This window comes from Pseudomonas sp. Lb2C2 (assembly GCF_052112205.1).
GTDB classification, from domain to species: Bacteria; Pseudomonadota; Gammaproteobacteria; order Pseudomonadales; family Pseudomonadaceae; genus Aquipseudomonas; species Aquipseudomonas kilonensis.
The window spans coordinates 496,989-511,491 of sequence record NZ_JAUTYW010000005.1; the positions used below are offsets into that span (position 1 = coordinate 496,989).

The 14,503-nt window shown below is 62.5% G+C and carries 13 protein-coding genes; 8 read left to right on the forward strand and 5 right to left on the reverse strand.

Going from position 1 to position 14,503, the window contains the following annotated elements:
• The first annotated feature begins 2 nt into the window (after positions 1-2).
• The 7 genes from Q7F16_RS17670 to Q7F16_RS17700 all read left to right on the forward strand — a co-directional run bounded on the left by Q7F16_RS17670 (position 3) and on the right by Q7F16_RS17700 (position 7,854).
• On the forward strand, positions 3-1,127 hold the full coding sequence (locus Q7F16_RS17670; RefSeq protein ID WP_079303427.1) for a mannuronate-specific alginate lyase: 1,125 nt from the start codon (positions 3-5) through the stop codon (positions 1,125-1,127).
• Positions 1,128-1,346: 219 nt separating this feature from the next.
• A complete protein-coding gene (locus Q7F16_RS17675) occupies positions 1,347-2,912 on the forward strand; it encodes an MBOAT family O-acyltransferase (RefSeq protein WP_014340044.1) in 1,566 nt (521 codons plus the stop codon).
• 11 nt (positions 2,913-2,923) lie between these two features.
• Positions 2,924-4,099 (forward strand): alginate O-acetyltransferase, encoded by a 1,176-nt coding sequence (locus Q7F16_RS17680; protein ID WP_409556130.1) that lies wholly within the window; start codon positions 2,924-2,926, stop codon positions 4,097-4,099.
• A gap of 14 nt (positions 4,100-4,113) precedes the next feature.
• Positions 4,114-4,779, forward strand: coding sequence for an alginate O-acetyltransferase AlgF (locus Q7F16_RS17685; protein ID WP_046064883.1), 666 nt, complete (start codon positions 4,114-4,116; stop codon positions 4,777-4,779).
• 126 nt (positions 4,780-4,905) lie between these two features.
• A complete protein-coding gene (locus Q7F16_RS17690; RefSeq protein ID WP_046064884.1) occupies positions 4,906-6,357 on the forward strand; it encodes a mannose-1-phosphate guanylyltransferase/mannose-6-phosphate isomerase in 1,452 nt (483 codons plus the stop codon).
• A 172-nt stretch (positions 6,358-6,529) separates the two neighbouring features.
• Positions 6,530-6,994 carry a hypothetical protein gene (locus Q7F16_RS17695; RefSeq protein ID WP_046064885.1) on the forward strand — a complete coding sequence of 155 codons (465 nt, stop codon included), beginning with the start codon at positions 6,530-6,532 and terminating at the stop codon, positions 6,992-6,994.
• Between the two features lie 35 nt (positions 6,995-7,029).
• On the forward strand, positions 7,030-7,854 hold the full coding sequence (locus Q7F16_RS17700) for an SDR family oxidoreductase (protein ID WP_046064886.1): 825 nt from the start codon (positions 7,030-7,032) through the stop codon (positions 7,852-7,854).
• 193 nt (positions 7,855-8,047) lie between these two features.
• Here Q7F16_RS17700 and Q7F16_RS17705 read toward each other — a convergent pair whose 3' ends face one another.
• The 4 genes from Q7F16_RS17705 to Q7F16_RS17720 are packed head-to-tail and all read right to left on the reverse strand — an operon-like array spanning position 8,048 to position 12,815.
• Complete coding sequence (locus tag Q7F16_RS17705; RefSeq protein WP_046064887.1) at positions 8,048-8,911, reverse strand: efflux RND transporter periplasmic adaptor subunit; 864 nt, start codon at positions 8,909-8,911, stop codon at positions 8,048-8,050.
• Positions 8,912-8,921: 10 nt separating this feature from the next.
• Positions 8,922-9,122: a DUF1656 domain-containing protein gene (locus tag Q7F16_RS17710; RefSeq protein WP_003205331.1), complete on the reverse strand. Its 201-nt coding sequence runs from the start codon at positions 9,120-9,122 to the stop codon at positions 8,922-8,924.
• Complete coding sequence (locus tag Q7F16_RS17715; protein ID WP_079303428.1) at positions 9,112-11,328, reverse strand: FUSC family protein; 2,217 nt, start codon at positions 11,326-11,328, stop codon at positions 9,112-9,114. Before Q7F16_RS17715 ends, Q7F16_RS17710 begins: the two co-directional genes overlap by 11 nt.
• Positions 11,329-11,342: 14 nt before the next feature.
• Positions 11,343-12,815, reverse strand: a complete 1,473-nt coding sequence (locus Q7F16_RS17720; protein WP_079302564.1) for an efflux transporter outer membrane subunit — start codon at positions 12,813-12,815, stop codon at positions 11,343-11,345.
• Positions 12,816-13,159: 344 nt separating this feature from the next.
• On the opposite strand from Q7F16_RS17720, the gene Q7F16_RS17725 reads away from it, so the two are divergent.
• Positions 13,160-14,128, forward strand: coding sequence for a LysR family transcriptional regulator (locus tag Q7F16_RS17725; RefSeq protein WP_003205334.1), 969 nt, complete (start codon positions 13,160-13,162; stop codon positions 14,126-14,128).
• A gap of 27 nt (positions 14,129-14,155) precedes the next feature.
• Here Q7F16_RS17725 and Q7F16_RS17730 read toward each other — a convergent pair whose 3' ends face one another.
• Complete coding sequence (locus Q7F16_RS17730; protein ID WP_409556131.1) at positions 14,156-14,413, reverse strand: hypothetical protein; 258 nt, start codon at positions 14,411-14,413, stop codon at positions 14,156-14,158.
• Positions 14,414-14,503: the final 90 nt, after the last annotated feature.

Here is a 14,503-nt window from a genome sequence, read left to right on the forward strand (position 1 = left end):
CCATGCGCACCCGAACGTTGAAAACGCTGCTGGCGCCCTCCCTGCTGACCCTGGCGATGTTCGCCGGGGCCACGCAGGCGGCGGCCCCGCTGCGCCCGCCACAGGGTTACTTCGCACCGATCGAGAAGGTCAAGGCCGGCGAAGCCGCCAAAGGTTGCGATGCCACACCGACGCCCTACACCGGCTCCCTGCAATTTCGCAGCAAGTACGAGGGCTCCGACAAGGCCCGCGCGACGTTGAACGTGCAATCGGAAAAAGCCTTCCGCGACAGCACCGCCGACATCACCAAGATCGAGCGTGGCGTCAGCAAGCAAGTGATGCAATTCATGCGTGACGGCCGTCCCGAACAATTGGAATGCACCCTCAACTGGCTGACCGCGTGGGCCCAGGCCGATGCGCTGATGTCCAAGGACTTCAACCACACCGGCAAGTCCATGCGCAAATGGGCGCTGGGCAGCATGGCGTCGGCCTATGTACGCCTGAAGTTTTCCGAGTCCCGCCCACTGGCCAATCACCCGGAGCAGGCGCAACTGATCGAAGGCTGGTTCAGCCGGATGGCCGATCAGGTGGTCAGCGACTGGGACAACCTGCCGCTGGACAAGACCAACAACCATTCCTACTGGGCCGCCTGGTCGGTGATGGCCACGTCCGTGGCAACCAACCGCCGAGACCTGTTCGACTGGGCCGTCAAGGAATACAAGGTCGGCGTCAACCAGGTCGATGCCGACGGTTTCCTGCCCAACGAACTCAAGCGCAAGCAACGCGCCCTGTCCTATCACAACTACGCCCTGCCGCCACTGGCGATGATCGCCAGTTTCGCCCAGGTCAACGGTGTGGACCTGCGCCAGGAAAACAACGGTGCCCTCAAGCGACTGGGTGACCGGGTGCTGGCCGGGGTGAAAGACCCGGACATCTTCGAAGAGAAGAACGGCGATGAGCAGGACATGAAAGACCTGAAGGTCGACTCGAAATTCGCCTGGCTCGAACCGTTCTGCAGCCTCTACACCTGCAGCGAGGATGTGCTGGAGCGCAAGCACGAAATGCAACCGTTCAAGACCTTCCGCCTCGGCGGGGATTTGACCCGGGTGTATGACCCTTCGCGGGAGAAAGGCGAAAAAGGTAGCTGACACCGTGTCCCCTGCCTGGCAGGGAACCTGTGGGAGCGAGCTTGCTCGCGATTGCGGTCTGACATTCACCATGGATGTCGACTGACACTCCGTCATCGCGAGCAAGCTCGCTCCCACAGGGAATGTGGTCTGTTTCGAATGCATTAGCCCCCCGGTTTTCATGGGGGGGTTTGGGGGGGCTCTGGCCCTTGACTGTTGATTCAACATGGAGAGATCGGGATGGTATTTTCATCCAACGTGTTCCTGTTCCTGTTCCTGCCGATCTTTCTCGGCTTGTACTACTTGAGCGGGCAACGCTATCGCAACCTGCTGCTGCTGATCGCCAGCTACGTGTTCTATGCCTGGTGGCGGGTGGACTTCCTGGCACTGTTCGCCGGCGTCACCCTGTGGAACTACTGGATCGGCCTGAAAGTCGGCGCCGCCGGTGTGCGTACCAAACCGGCCCAGCGCTGGCTGTTGCTCGGCGTGGGCGTGGATTTGGCCATCCTGGGCTATTTCAAGTACGCCAACTTCGGCGTGGACAGCCTCAACGCCATCATCACCGGCTTCGGTCTCAACCCGTTCATCCTGACCCACGTGCTGTTGCCGATCGGGATCTCGTTCTACATTTTCGAGTCCATCAGCTACATCATCGACGTCTATCGCGGTGACACGCCGGCAACCCGCAACCTGATCGACTTCGCGGCGTTCGTGGCCATTTTCCCGCACCTGATCGCAGGCCCCGTGTTGCGCTTCCGCGACCTGGCCGACCAGTTCAACAACCGCACCCACACGCTGGACAAGTTCTCCGAAGGCTGCACCCGCTTCATGCAGGGCTTCATCAAGAAAGTGTTCATCGCCGACACCCTGGCGGTGGTGGCCGACCATTGCTTCGCCTTGCAGAACCCGACCACGGGCGATGCCTGGCTCGGCGCCCTGGCCTACACCGCGCAGTTGTACTTCGACTTCTCCGGCTATAGCGACATGGCCATCGGCCTGGGCCTGATGATGGGTTTCCGTTTCATGGAAAACTTCAAGCAGCCTTACATCAGCCAGTCGATCACCGAGTTCTGGCGCCGCTGGCACATCAGCCTGTCCACCTGGCTGCGCGACTATCTCTACATCACCCTGGGCGGTAACCGCAAAGGCACGCTGATGACCTATCGCAACCTGTTCCTGACCATGCTCCTCGGTGGTCTGTGGCACGGTGCGAACATCACCTACGTGATCTGGGGTGCCTGGCACGGCATGTGGCTGGCCATCGAAAAAGCGGTGGGCATCAACACCACGCCACGCAGCATCAACCCGATCCGCTGGGCGCTGACCTTCCTGCTGGTGGTGATGGGCTGGGTGATTTTCCGTGCCGAGAACCTGCACGTGGCCGGTCGCATGTACGGCGCCATGTTCAGCTTCGGCGACTGGTCGCTGTCGGAACTGACCCGTGCCAACCTCACCGGCCTGCAGATCGCCACGCTGGCGGTGGCCTACGCCACCCTCGCCTTCTTCGGCCTGCGGGACTTCTACACCAACCGTCCGCCAGTCAAGACAAAACCTGAAGTGACCACCGAGGCCGATGGTCCGGCCACTGCACAACCGGGTCTGATCAAAGCCGCGCCGGGCGAAAATCCGACGAATATCCATGAACCTGGCTACACCGTTGGCGTCGAAGCCCAGGTGCAACCGGCCTACTGGACCGTGGACTGGTCACGCTACGTGATGCGCACCCTGGTGCTGCTGCTGTTCATCGCCTCGATTCTCAAACTCTCGGCGCAAAGCTTCTCGCCGTTCCTTTACTTCCAGTTCTGAGGGATCTGAACATGACCCGCTCATTACGCATCTTTTACATCGCACTGTTCATGCTGATCCTGACAGCACTGGGCATGTGGTCGATGCGCAGTTTCTTCGGCTTCAGCACCAACCCCGACGCGACCGTGCTCAACGGGCGCTGGGCCAAGGCCGTGGAAACGCACTACGACGAAGAGTTCCCGATCAAGCGCCTGGGTACCAACATCTGGGCGGCGCTGGACTACAAGCTGTTCAACGAAGGCCGCAAAGGCGTGGTCCTGGGCCGCGACCAGTGGCTGTACAGCGACGAAGAGTTCAACCCGATCGTCAACGAAGAGCTGAACCTGCAAGGCAACTACGCGCTGGTCGAAGGCGTGCGCCAGAAGCTCAAGGAACAAGGCATCACCCTGGTGATGGCGATCCTGCCGGCCAAGGCGCGCTTGTATCCAGAACACATGGGTGAAGTGAAGCCGTCCAGCATTCACACCAACCTCTACCAGGATTTCCACGCTCGCGTGGCGGCGGACAAGATCATCGCCCCTGACCTGCTCGGCCCGCTGCAACAGGCCAAGCAAGACGGCCAGCAAGTGTTCCTGCGCACCGACACCCACTGGACCCCGGAAGGTGCCCAGGTCGCGGCCGAGAACCTGGCCAAGGCGATTGCCGAACGCGCGCCGCTCAACGGTGAGCCACAACGCTTCGTCACGGAACCTGCGGAAAAAATCACCCACAAGGGTGACCTGCGCCAGTTCCTGCCCCTGGACCCACTGTTCGAAAACCTGATGCCGGCCCAGGAGCCACTGGTCAAGCGCAACACCCGCGAAGCCGATGACCAGCCGGCCGGCGACGACGCGCTGTTCGCCGACGCCCAGGTGCCGGTGGCCCTGATCGGCACCAGCTACAGCGCCAACCCCAACTGGAACTTCGTCGGGGCACTCAAGCAAGCCCTGCACAGCGACGTCGTCAACTACGCCGAGGACGGCCATGGCCCGATTCTGCCGATGCTCAGCTACCTCAAGAGCGACGCCTTCAAGAACAGCCCGCCCCAGGTGCTGATCTGGGAGTTCCCTGAACGCTATCTGCCCGTGAACAACGAAATCGGCGACGCCGACCCTCAGTGGGTCGCAGAGCTCAAGCAAGCCGGCGCGCGCCAACAGAACGTCGCCGCCAACACCCCATCCGAGACGCCCGACCGGGCGCAAAACTGAAAGAGAGGTCCACCATGACTTTCAACACTACTCCTCGCCGTCTCGCTGCTCGCTCCTTCAAGGCCGTTGCTCTCGTCGCCAGCATGAGCGCCCTCTCACTGTCCGCCTTTGCCGGTGACGCAGCCCTGTATGGCCCGACCGCGCCAAAAGGTTCGAGCTTCGTGCGGGTGTACAACGCCAGCAACGCCGAAGTCAGCGCCACCGTCGGCAGCACCAACATCAGCGACGTAGCCCCGTTGGCCAGCAGCGACTTCAGCTTCATGCCCGGTGGCGACTACAGCGCCAAGGTCGGCAGCCAGACCGTGCCGGTGAAACTGGCTTCCGATCACTATTACACCCTGGTCAACAACGCCAGCGGCCAACCTCAACTGATCGAAGAACCGCCGTTCAAGAACAAGCAGAAGTCCCTGGTCCGCGTACAGAACCTCAGCGACAAGGCACTGACCCTCAAGACCGCCGACGGCAAGACCGAAGTGGTGCCGAACGTGGCCGCCAAGGGCCGTGGCGAACGTGAAATCAACCCGGTGAAAGTGTCCCTGGCGCTGTTCGAAGGCGACAAGAAAGTCGGCGACCTCAAGCCCGTGGCCCTGGAGCGCGGCGAAGCGGCTGTGCTGTACGTCACCGGCTCAGGCAGCAGCCTGTCGCCAGTGTGGGTAAAACGCCCGGCGTCGACCCGCTGATGAATTCACCTGATTGACGCTCCCACCCTGAATCGGGGTGTCATTCGGGTACGGAACAAGAACAAGAGAGTGAAACGACAGAACGCAGTAGCTCTAACAACCATTTCGCTTCAAGGAGTAACAAACATGATTCCGGTGATCTTGTCAGGTGGTAGTGGCTCACGTCTTTGGCCGCTTTCGCGCAAGCAATTCCCTAAACAGTTCCTGGCCCTGACCGGTGAACACACCCTGTTCCAACAGACCCTCGAGCGCCTGGTGTTCGAAGGCATGGACACACCGATCGTGGTCTGCAACAAAGACCACCGTTTCATCGTCAACGAGCAGTTGAGCAACCGTAAGCTCGAAGCCCAGCGCATCCTGATGGAACCGTTCGGGCGCAACACCGCACCGGCCGTGGCGCTGACCGCGATGATGCTGGTCAACGAAGGCCGCGACGAGCTGATGCTGGTGCTGCCGGCCGACCACGTGCTGGAAGACCAGAAAGCCCTGCAACGCGCCCTGGCCCTGGCCACCGTGGCCGCCGAGCGTGGCGAAATGGTGCTGTTCGGTGTACCGGCGACCAAACCGGAAACCGGCTACGGCTACATCAAATCGACCAACGACGCGCTGCTGCCTGAAGGCGTGAGCCGCGTTTCGCACTTCGTCGAAAAACCCGACGTCAAGCGTGCCACCGAGTTCGTCGAAGCCGGCGGTTACTTCTGGAACAGCGGCATGTTCCTGTTCCGCGCCAGCCGCTTCCTCGAAGAGCTGAAAAAGCACGATCCGGACATCTACGACACTTGCCTGCTGACCCTGGAGCGCAGTGAGCAGACCCCGGACACCATCACGTTCGACGAAGCTACCTTCGCCTGCTGCCCGGACAACTCCATCGACTACGCCGTGATGGAAAAAACCCAGCGCGCCTGCGTCGTACCGCTGTCGGCCGGTTGGAGCGATGTCGGCTGCTGGTCGTCGCTGTGGGAAGTCAATGCCAAGGACGCCAACGGCAACGTCACCAAAGGCGACGTGGTCGTCCAGGACAGCCGCAACTGCATGATCCACGGCAACGGCAAGCTGGTGTCGGTGATCGGCCTGGACAACATCGTGGTGGTCGAAACCAAGGACGCCATGATGATCGCCCACAAGGACAAGGTCCAAGGCGTCAAGCAGATGGTCAACACCCTCAACGCCCAGGGCCGCACCGAGACCCAGAACCACTGCGAGGTCTATCGTCCTTGGGGTTCCTATGACTCGGTGGACATGGGCGGTCGTTTCCAGGTCAAGCACATCTCGGTCAAGCCGGGTGCGTGCCTGTCGCTGCAGATGCACCACCACCGCGCCGAACACTGGATCGTGGTCAGCGGCACCGCCGAAGTGACCTGCGACGAGAACGTGTTCCTGCTCTGCGAAAACCAGTCGACCTACATCCCGATCGCGTCGGTCCACCGCCTGCGCAACCCGGGCAAGATCCCGCTGGAAATCATCGAAGTGCAGTCCGGCAGCTACCTGGGCGAAGACGACATCGAGCGTTTCGAAGACATCTACGGTCGCTCCACTCCGATCGAACGCGGCGTCTCGGTGAAGACCATCGCGCAGTAACAACTAGCAACGATCAGCCGTTCAAGAAGCCCCCATCCAGTCCACTGCGTCCCCTATCCGCAGTGGGTTGGGTGGGGGCTTTTTTTTGGTGTGTGCGATGAGCCGACATCATCGCTTCAACAATACCCGTCGCCTTCGGTAGGATGTGCCTACGGTAACGGAGGCTTTAACCATGCTTATCGGCGTCTTGCTGGTCATCACCTGGCTCATCCTGCTGCTGCGCTACCCGGCCAAGGCCTTGCCAGTCTCCCTGGCAGCGTTCATCGGGTTGGGACTGGTCGCCGCGTGGGTGCTCTGGCAGGAAAGCCGCGAGACCCGCCAATTGGAGCGCCTGGAATTGCGCATCAGCTATGCCCCCGGACAATGCCCCGCCGACCGGCCGCTGTCGCTGACCCTAAAAAACACCAATGACGTGCCGCTGATCGAACTGCAGTGGCGGGTCGCGGCTTATGCGCCTGGGGACACCATCAACCTGGCCGACAGCCCCTACAACGCACCGCGCTATCGTGGCCCCGGCGAATTGCAGGCCGGCGCCGAGTGGCAAGATTGCCTGCCCCTGCCGCCCCTACGCCCGGGTTATCGCCCGCAAACCCTGGAGTTTCGCGCCGAGCGACTGCACGGTAGCTTTTCCAACTGACTGCCCTCCCCCACTTTTTGCACAAGGAATGCGCCATGCCTGTCGCGTTGATTACCGGATGTTCCAGCGGCATCGGCCGCGCCCTCGCCGACGCCTTCAAGGCGGCGGGTTATCAGGTCTGGGCCACGGCGCGCAAGGCTGAGGACGTGGCGACGCTCAGCGCTGCCGGATTCACCGCTGTGCAACTGGACGTCAACGATGGCCAGGCCCTGGAACAACTGAATGAGCGGATCAACCAGCAGCAGGGTGGCCTGGATGTGCTGATAAACAACGCCGGGTATGGCGCCATGGGGCCGCTGCTGGACGGCGGCGTGCCGGCCATGCAACGTCAATTCGAAACCAACGTGTTCGCCATCGTCGGGGTCACCCGCGCGCTGTTCCCGGTATTGCGTCGGGCCAAGGGGCTGGTGGTGAACATCGGCAGCGTGTCCGGGGTGCTGGTCACGCCGTTTGCCGGCGCCTACTGCGCCTCGAAAGCGGCGGTGCATGCCTTGAGCGATGCCTTGCGCATGGAACTGGCGCCGTTCGGCATCCGCGTGATGGAGGTCCAGCCCGGCGCCATTGCCTCCAGCTTCGCCAAGAATGCCGGTCATGAAGCCGAACAATTGATCAGCGAACAGTCGCCCTGGTGGCCCCTGCGCGATGGTATCCGCGCCCGGGCCAAGGCCTCCCAGGACAACCCTACCCCGGCCCACGAATTCGCCGCCGGCCTGCTCAAGGCCGCACAACAACCCAAGCCATCCCGCCTGCTGCGCCTGGGCAATGGCAGCCGATCACTGCCCTTGATGGCCGGCTGGCTGCCCAAGGGGTTGCTGGAAAAAGGGTTAATGAAGCGGTTTGGGTTGGGGAAATCGCTGTAATAATCGCGAATTTGGCTTTTTTGCTGTTGTGGCGAGAATTCTGGGGGCAACCGGAAAAATGTGGGAGCGGGCTTGCTCGCGAAGACGCCGGCACAGTCAATATCAGTGCAAACTGAACCACCGCTTTCGCGAGCAAGCTCGCTCCCACAGGGATCTGTGGTGTGTATCAAATCTCACAATCCCCATGGGGGGCTCAGCGCTTGTCATGGGGTTCTACCACCACCGTGCAAGTCATCCCCGCCGCCAGCAGCACCCCGTCGGGCACTTCGTCCAGATGAATGCGCACCGGCACCCGCTGGGCCAGGCGAACCCAGTTGAAGGTCGGGTTCACGTCGGCGATCAGTTCGCGGCTTTCGGGGTTGTCCCGGTCGTAGATGCCGCGGGAGATGCTTTCCACATGCCCCTTGAGCATTTCACCGCTCATCAACTGCAACTGCGCTGAATCGCCGACCCGCACCTTGGGCAATTTGGTCTCTTCGAAGAAGCCATAGACCCAGAACGAATTCATGTCCACCACGGCCATCTTCGCCTCGCCGATGCGTGCGTAGTCGCCACGGTGCACGTTGAGGTTGGTGACGTAGCCATCCACCGCCGCGCGGACTTCGGTGCGCGACAGGTTCAGCTCGGCGGCTTCCAATTGCGCTTGGGCCTGCTGGTAATCGGCCAGGGCCGAGTCGGCGATGTTGCTGGCGTCGTCGCGGTTTTCCCGGGAGATCACCAGGCTGTCCAGGTCGGCACGTCGATGGGCGTTGACCTTGCGCATCTCCCAAGTGGCCTTGCGTGACGCCACCAGGGAGCGAGCCTGCTTCACGGCGATGCGGTAATGCTCAGGATCGATGCGCATCAACAGGTCACCCTTTTTCACCGATTGGTTGTCGCGCACCGGCACTTCGACTACCTCGCCACTGACATCGGCGGCCACATTGATGATGTCGGCCCGCACCCGGCCATCGCGGGTCCAGGGCGTGTTCATGTAATGGACCCACAGCGTACGGCCGATCCACAGCGCCAGGGCCAGAACCAACAGCGTCGCCAGCAGGCTGAAAAACTTTTTCATCGCATCGATCTCAACGGTAGACCGTCAGCGCCAGCGCGCCGAACAGACAGGTAAACAGACTCAGGCGCAACAACGCCGGGTGCCAGAAGAAGCGGTACAGGTCCAGCCCCGACAGGAAGCGGTCCAACGCCCAGGCCAGGCCGGCGGCGATGAAAAACATCAAGGTCATGGTGGGCATGTACACACCATGGAAGGCGATCTCACGGGGCATGTTCAGGTTCCTGGAGCAGCGGTGTGGCATGCGGCATGGCATGCGGTATGACATAGCCGGCCAACGGCGATTGCGGGTCCAGCAACGAGGTGCGGATGAAATGCAGGTAGCTTTTCACCCGGCGCAGCGCCGAGGTGTCGAAATGCGGGGCGAAGGGTTCGTCGGTGGCCTGTACGCGGCCGATAGCGTGGTCGACCGCCACCAGGGCACGCTCCAGATTGCTCTGGCTCGGTTGGCGGAACAGCCGCACCAGCGCCCGCCCCATCACCCGAATCGCCTGGCGCCACGGCTGGCTTTCGGCATAAGCCGGATGCACCGGCAAAATCGCCTGTTCCTTGCGCAACTCGATAATCGCGTGACCGACCTCCAGCACCACGAACATCCAGCGCAGCAAGTCCCGTTGCACCCGAGGCTGCCCCGCCGCCAGCCCGTAGGCCTGATGCAGCAAGTCGCGGGTAGCACTTTCGAAGCTCGACGCCAGGCCCTTGAGCTTGCCGCTGATGGCAAACACCACTTGCTCGCGCAAATCCTGTTCGAGCCGGCGCCACAACCAGCGACTGTTGGGCGGCAGAATGATTGCCCCGGCCGCGGCACACACCAGCATGCCGAGGATCATCGCGATGTAATCGTTGATGAAGGCGTAGGGGTTGTAGACCGTCAGGTTGTCCGGCACCGAACCGCTGCTGAAAAAGATCAGCAGCCCCAGCCCGACCCCGGCGTATTTCGGTCGCGAGCTGAGGAACGAGCCGAGCATGATCACCGGCGCCAGCATCACACAAAGCAAAGGGAAGCCGTCGATCAACGGGAAGATGAAGAACATCTCGACAAAGCCGATCACCGCCCCGAACAACGTGCCGCAGGCCATCTGGAAAGCCATGCGCTTGGGGTTCGGCGTCGCGGCCGACAATCCCACGGTGGCGGCGGCGATCATCGTCATGGTCGCGCCGCTCGGCCAGGCCGTGGCGACCCAATAACTCCCCAGCAGCAACAGGATGAAGGCGGCGCGAACACCCGATGCCGTGGCGGCCAGCCAGTTGGTCTGCGGCACGAACGGTTCGTCCCAGCGTTCACGTTCGTGGCGATGATCCGCCAGGGAGGCGTGGGTCAGGGCATAGCCGTGCAAGTCATCGACGAAGCGATAAAGCAGCTCGTAGGCAGTATGAAAATCCAGTTGCTGCCCATCACTGGGCGCCGTTTCCTGGAACAAAGCCCGCAGCCGTCGCACCTGGGCCGGCAGCTCGGCCTTGTACTCGGCCAGCGCCGCCGCCAGACGGGCCGCATCGGCGTCGGTCAGGGCGCGGCCACTGAAACCGTCGAGCAGTTCGGCCAACGTTTGCAAACCTGGCTTGATGGCGTTGACCACGTGATCCGCCGCACTGCTGCGCAAGCGCTCCAGCAATTGGTGCAAAGCGTTGAAGCGGGTGGTGATGCCCATGAACTCGCTGTTCAAGCGATTGAGCCGGCCGTTGCGCCGACGCATGTGCGGGTCTTCGAACACGGTCACACTGCGCAGGCTTTCCAGGCCCACCGCCTCGGCAATGAAGCCCACGTTGCGCGCTTCGAAGGTCTCCCGCTTGCTGCGCCCACGCAGGCCATCGGTGACAAACAGGGCAAACACTCCAAAGCGCTGGTACAAGGCATTGCGCATGGCGGCACTGGCGGTTTGCGGCAGGATCGCGGCGCTGACCAGGGTGGCGCAGAGGATCCCCAGGGAAATCTCCAGCACCCGCCAGACCGCCGCCATGAACGCGTCTTCCGGATGGGCCAGGGCCGGCAGGCCGATCATCGCCGCGGTGTAGCCGGCCAGCACAAAACCATAGGCCCGGAAGTTGCGATAACGCGCCGCCCCTGCCGAACAGAGGCCAACCCAGACCGCCAGGCAAGCGAGGAACGGCTCGGTGTTCTGGGCAAACAAGGCGATCAGCGCCACCATCACCGCCGAGCCGGCCAGGGTGCCGAGCAAGCGATAGAAACTCTTGGCGAACACCTGCCCGCTCTGGGGCTGCATGACGATGAACACGGTGATCATGGCCGTGCGCGGTTGCGGCAACTCCAGGCGCATCGCCAACCACAAGGTCAGGAACGCGGCAAACAGGACCTTGAAGATATAGACCCAGGTCACCCCGTCGCTGCGGACCCAGTCGAAGAAACCCCGACGCCACTCAAGACGGTACAGCCAGCGTGCGGGGGCAAGTAAAGACGTCACAGGGGAAATATTGCTCACCGTACGTGGCCCAAGTCAGGGCTGTCGCTGCCGGCCTCAAGCCCACCACCCAACGCCGTCACCAGGTCGGCATGGGCACTCAAGCGCGCCGCCTGCACCTGCTGTTGCACCTGTTGCTGCTTGAACAACAGGCTTTGGGCGTTGAGCACGTTGAGGTAATCGGTGAGCCCGCGCTGGAACGCCACCATTGCGATGTCGTAGGTGCGCTGGGCAGCGGCCACCGATTCGGCGGCGAAGGCCTGCTGCTTGTCCATGGACTGGCGGCGGATCAACTGATCGGAAATGCCCTTGAGGGCGTTCACCAGTGTCTGGTTGTAGTGCGCCACGGCGATGTCATAACCGGCCGCCGCCTCGCCCAACTGTGAACGCAAGCGCCCGCCGTCAAAGATCGGCAACGTGATTGCCGGTCCGACGTTGTAGGTGAGCTTCTTGCCCGTCAAGAACTCCAACGCCCCACCGCCGGTGGCCATGTAGCCGAGGCTACCCACCAGGTCGACGTTGGGATAGAAACCGGCCCGGGCCACATCGATGCCCCGGGCCTGGGCCGCCACTTGCCAACGCCCGGCCACCACATCCGGACGCTGGCCAAGCAGTTCGGCGGGTAAGGCCGACGGCAACTTCAGGGGCGCGCCGAGGGCCAGGGTCGGGCGTTGCAATTGCGCGCCCTCTCCCGGTCCCTTGCCCGCCAGCGCCGCCAATTGATTGCGGCTCAAGGCGATGGCTTCGTCCAGGGCGTCGAGTTGGCGGTGGGTCTCGGGCAGTGGTGCCTGGGCCTGGCTGACTTCGAAATGGGTGCCGATGCCGCCGTCCAAGCGCTTCTGCGCAAGGTCGAGAATCTGCTCTTGTTGGTGGAGGGTCGCGGCGACGATATCGTGCTGGGCGTAGTGCAGTGAAAACTGGATGTAGGCGCGCACGATGTTGCTCTGCAGTTCCAGTTGCGCCTGGCGCGCCTGCGCGACACTGGCATGGGCCAGGTCAACCGCCCGTTCACTGGCATTGCGCTCGCGGCCCCACAGGTCCAGGGCGTAGCTCAAGCCCAGGGCGGCATTGTTGTCCCAGGTCGTGGTATCGGCCAGTTCGCCCGGGCCATAGAACTGATCGGTGGGCCAGCCATGGCGCTTGAGGGTCGCCTGGCCATTGATCTGCAGCGACTCGGCGGCTTCGGCAACACCGGCCATGGCCTTGGCCTGCCGCACCCGCGCGGCGGCCATGGCCAGGCTCGGGCTGTCCCGCACGGCCAGGTCGACCCAGCGATCCAGTTGCCGATCGCCATAGGCTTGCCACCATCGGCGGGTGGGCCAGTGAGCGTCGCGAGCGGCCTCGCGGATGGCGGCATCGGTCGCCAGTTGGTTGGCCGGCATTACCTGGCTTTGCGGCCCTATCCCGCCTGTCCCGATGCAACCGCTGATGGTTAATGTCAGAACCCAAACACTGAGAGTCTTCAGCTCTCTGCTGATGCGACGCGGCACTTGCGCAAAATTCCTGAGATGGAGCATGACGACGAGGATGGCTGCCTGTTAACGCAAAACTTGTGGGAGCGAGCCTTTGCGGGAGCCGAGCTTGCTCGCGATGGGGACGACACGGTTTAACGGCAGGACCGCGTCATCGTTCATCGCGAGCAAGCTCGGCTCCCACAAGGGCTCCCACAGGAATCAGTGACCCAGGATTGGCGGCAATTCTAGGCATCGCCCTCCCCGGCGATAAGCCGACCTTTCTGTGAATCTTTGTTACCGTTAACGCGATAATCCATTAGTCGGGTCCCGCTGCTCTGTAACTTCGTGTCACAATTTGCCACCTCCCAAGAGAGCCCTCCATGGACACCTTGCAAAACATGCGCGCGTTCAGTTGTGTTGCCGAAGCTGGCAGCTTCACCGCCGCCGCCGCGCAACTGGACACCACGACGGCCAACATCTCGCGCGCAGTTTCCAACCTGGAAGCCCATCTGCAAACCCGCCTGCTCAACCGCACCACTCGCCGCATCGCCCTGACCGAGGCGGGTAAACGCTACTTGTTGCGTTGCGAGCAGATCCTGGCTTATGTCGAAGAAGCGGAAGCCGAGGCCAGCGACGCCCACGCGCGACCGGCCGGGCAGTTGAAGGTCCATACGATGACCGGTATCGGCCAGCATTTCGTGATCGACGCCATCGCCCGTTACCGCAAGACCCATCCGGATGTGACCTTCGACCTGACCCTGGCCAACCGCGTGCCGGACATCCTCGACGAGGGCTACGACGTCTCCATCGTGCTCGCCAGCGAGCTGCCGGATTCGGGCTTCGTCTCCCAGCGCCTGGGGATCACCTACAGCATCGTCTGCGCATCGCCCGCCTACGTGAAAGCCAGCGGCTGCCCGCAAAAACCCGGCGACCTGCTCAACCACGCCTGCCTGCGCCTGGTCAGCCCGGTCATTCCGCTGGAAAAATGGGTGTTCGACGGCCCGGAAGGCCAGGAGATGGTCACCATCAACAGCTCACCGTTCCTGGTGAATTCCGCCGACGCGATGAAAACCGCAATCACCAGCGGCATGGGCGTGGGGGTATTACCGGTGTACGCGGCCATCGAAGGCTTGCGCAACGGCACGCTGGTGCGGGTGATGCCCAACTACCGCTCCCAGGAACTGAACCTCTATGCCATCTACCCGTCGCGCCAATACCTGGATGCGAAGATCAAGACCTGGGTCGAGTACCTGCGAGGCTCGTTGCCGGAAATCCTTGCGGCGCACCAGTCTGAGCTGGCGGCTTACGAATTGAGTGGAAGCCTGGCAGGCGCACGGGTCGCGAACTGAAGTCGCCCCCGTGCGTGAAGGATGATGTCAGCGCTTGCCCATCGAACGACGCGTACCGGGAGGCGCGGCGCCCGGGGTCTTGGTATGGCCATTCTTCGCGCCGTTCTTGTACCACGGCTGCTGGCCGGCGCCCTTGGCCGCAGCCAGTTCACCGGGTTTGAACGGGAACTTGAAGGCAGGGATCGCCGCTTTGGCGTCCTCGGCGCTGGAAACATCGCTGTCGGACAAATCGGCCTGTTCGCCGCCGGGGAGTTCATCCGCAGGCGAAGATGTCGGGGAAGTCATGTAAGGCTCCGGGTCATGCATGCAAGTCGGGCCCGAAGGGCGAGCCGCGAAAGGCGCCAGTATACCTGCCCGATATCACAGCGCGCAGGG

What these genes read in the sequence shown, in the direction of transcription:
- Q7F16_RS17710 (WP_003205331.1), bottom strand. Translation starts at nt 9,122, where the DNA reads ATGCCCCGTGAGATCGCCTTCCATGGTGTGTACATGCCCACCATGACC.
- Q7F16_RS17725 (WP_003205334.1), top strand. Translation starts at nt 13,160, where the DNA reads ATGGACACCTTGCAAAACATGCGCGCGTTCAGTTGTGTTGCCGAAGCT.
- Q7F16_RS17695 (WP_046064885.1), top strand. Translation starts at nt 6,530, where the DNA reads ATGCTTATCGGCGTCTTGCTGGTCATCACCTGGCTCATCCTGCTGCTG.
- Q7F16_RS17690 (WP_046064884.1), top strand. Translation starts at nt 4,906, where the DNA reads ATGATTCCGGTGATCTTGTCAGGTGGTAGTGGCTCACGTCTTTGGCCG.
- Q7F16_RS17675 (WP_014340044.1), top strand. Translation starts at nt 1,347, where the DNA reads ATGGTATTTTCATCCAACGTGTTCCTGTTCCTGTTCCTGCCGATCTTT.
- Q7F16_RS17705 (WP_046064887.1), bottom strand. Translation starts at nt 8,911, where the DNA reads ATGAAAAAGTTTTTCAGCCTGCTGGCGACGCTGTTGGTTCTGGCCCTG.
- Q7F16_RS17685 (WP_046064883.1), top strand. Translation starts at nt 4,114, where the DNA reads ATGACTTTCAACACTACTCCTCGCCGTCTCGCTGCTCGCTCCTTCAAG.
- Q7F16_RS17730 (WP_409556131.1), bottom strand. Translation starts at nt 14,413, where the DNA reads ATGACTTCCCCGACATCTTCGCCTGCGGATGAACTCCCCGGCGGCGAA.
- Q7F16_RS17700 (WP_046064886.1), top strand. Translation starts at nt 7,030, where the DNA reads ATGCCTGTCGCGTTGATTACCGGATGTTCCAGCGGCATCGGCCGCGCC.
- Q7F16_RS17670 (WP_079303427.1), top strand. Translation starts at nt 3, where the DNA reads ATGCGCACCCGAACGTTGAAAACGCTGCTGGCGCCCTCCCTGCTGACC.
- Q7F16_RS17680 (WP_409556130.1), top strand. Translation starts at nt 2,924, where the DNA reads ATGACCCGCTCATTACGCATCTTTTACATCGCACTGTTCATGCTGATC.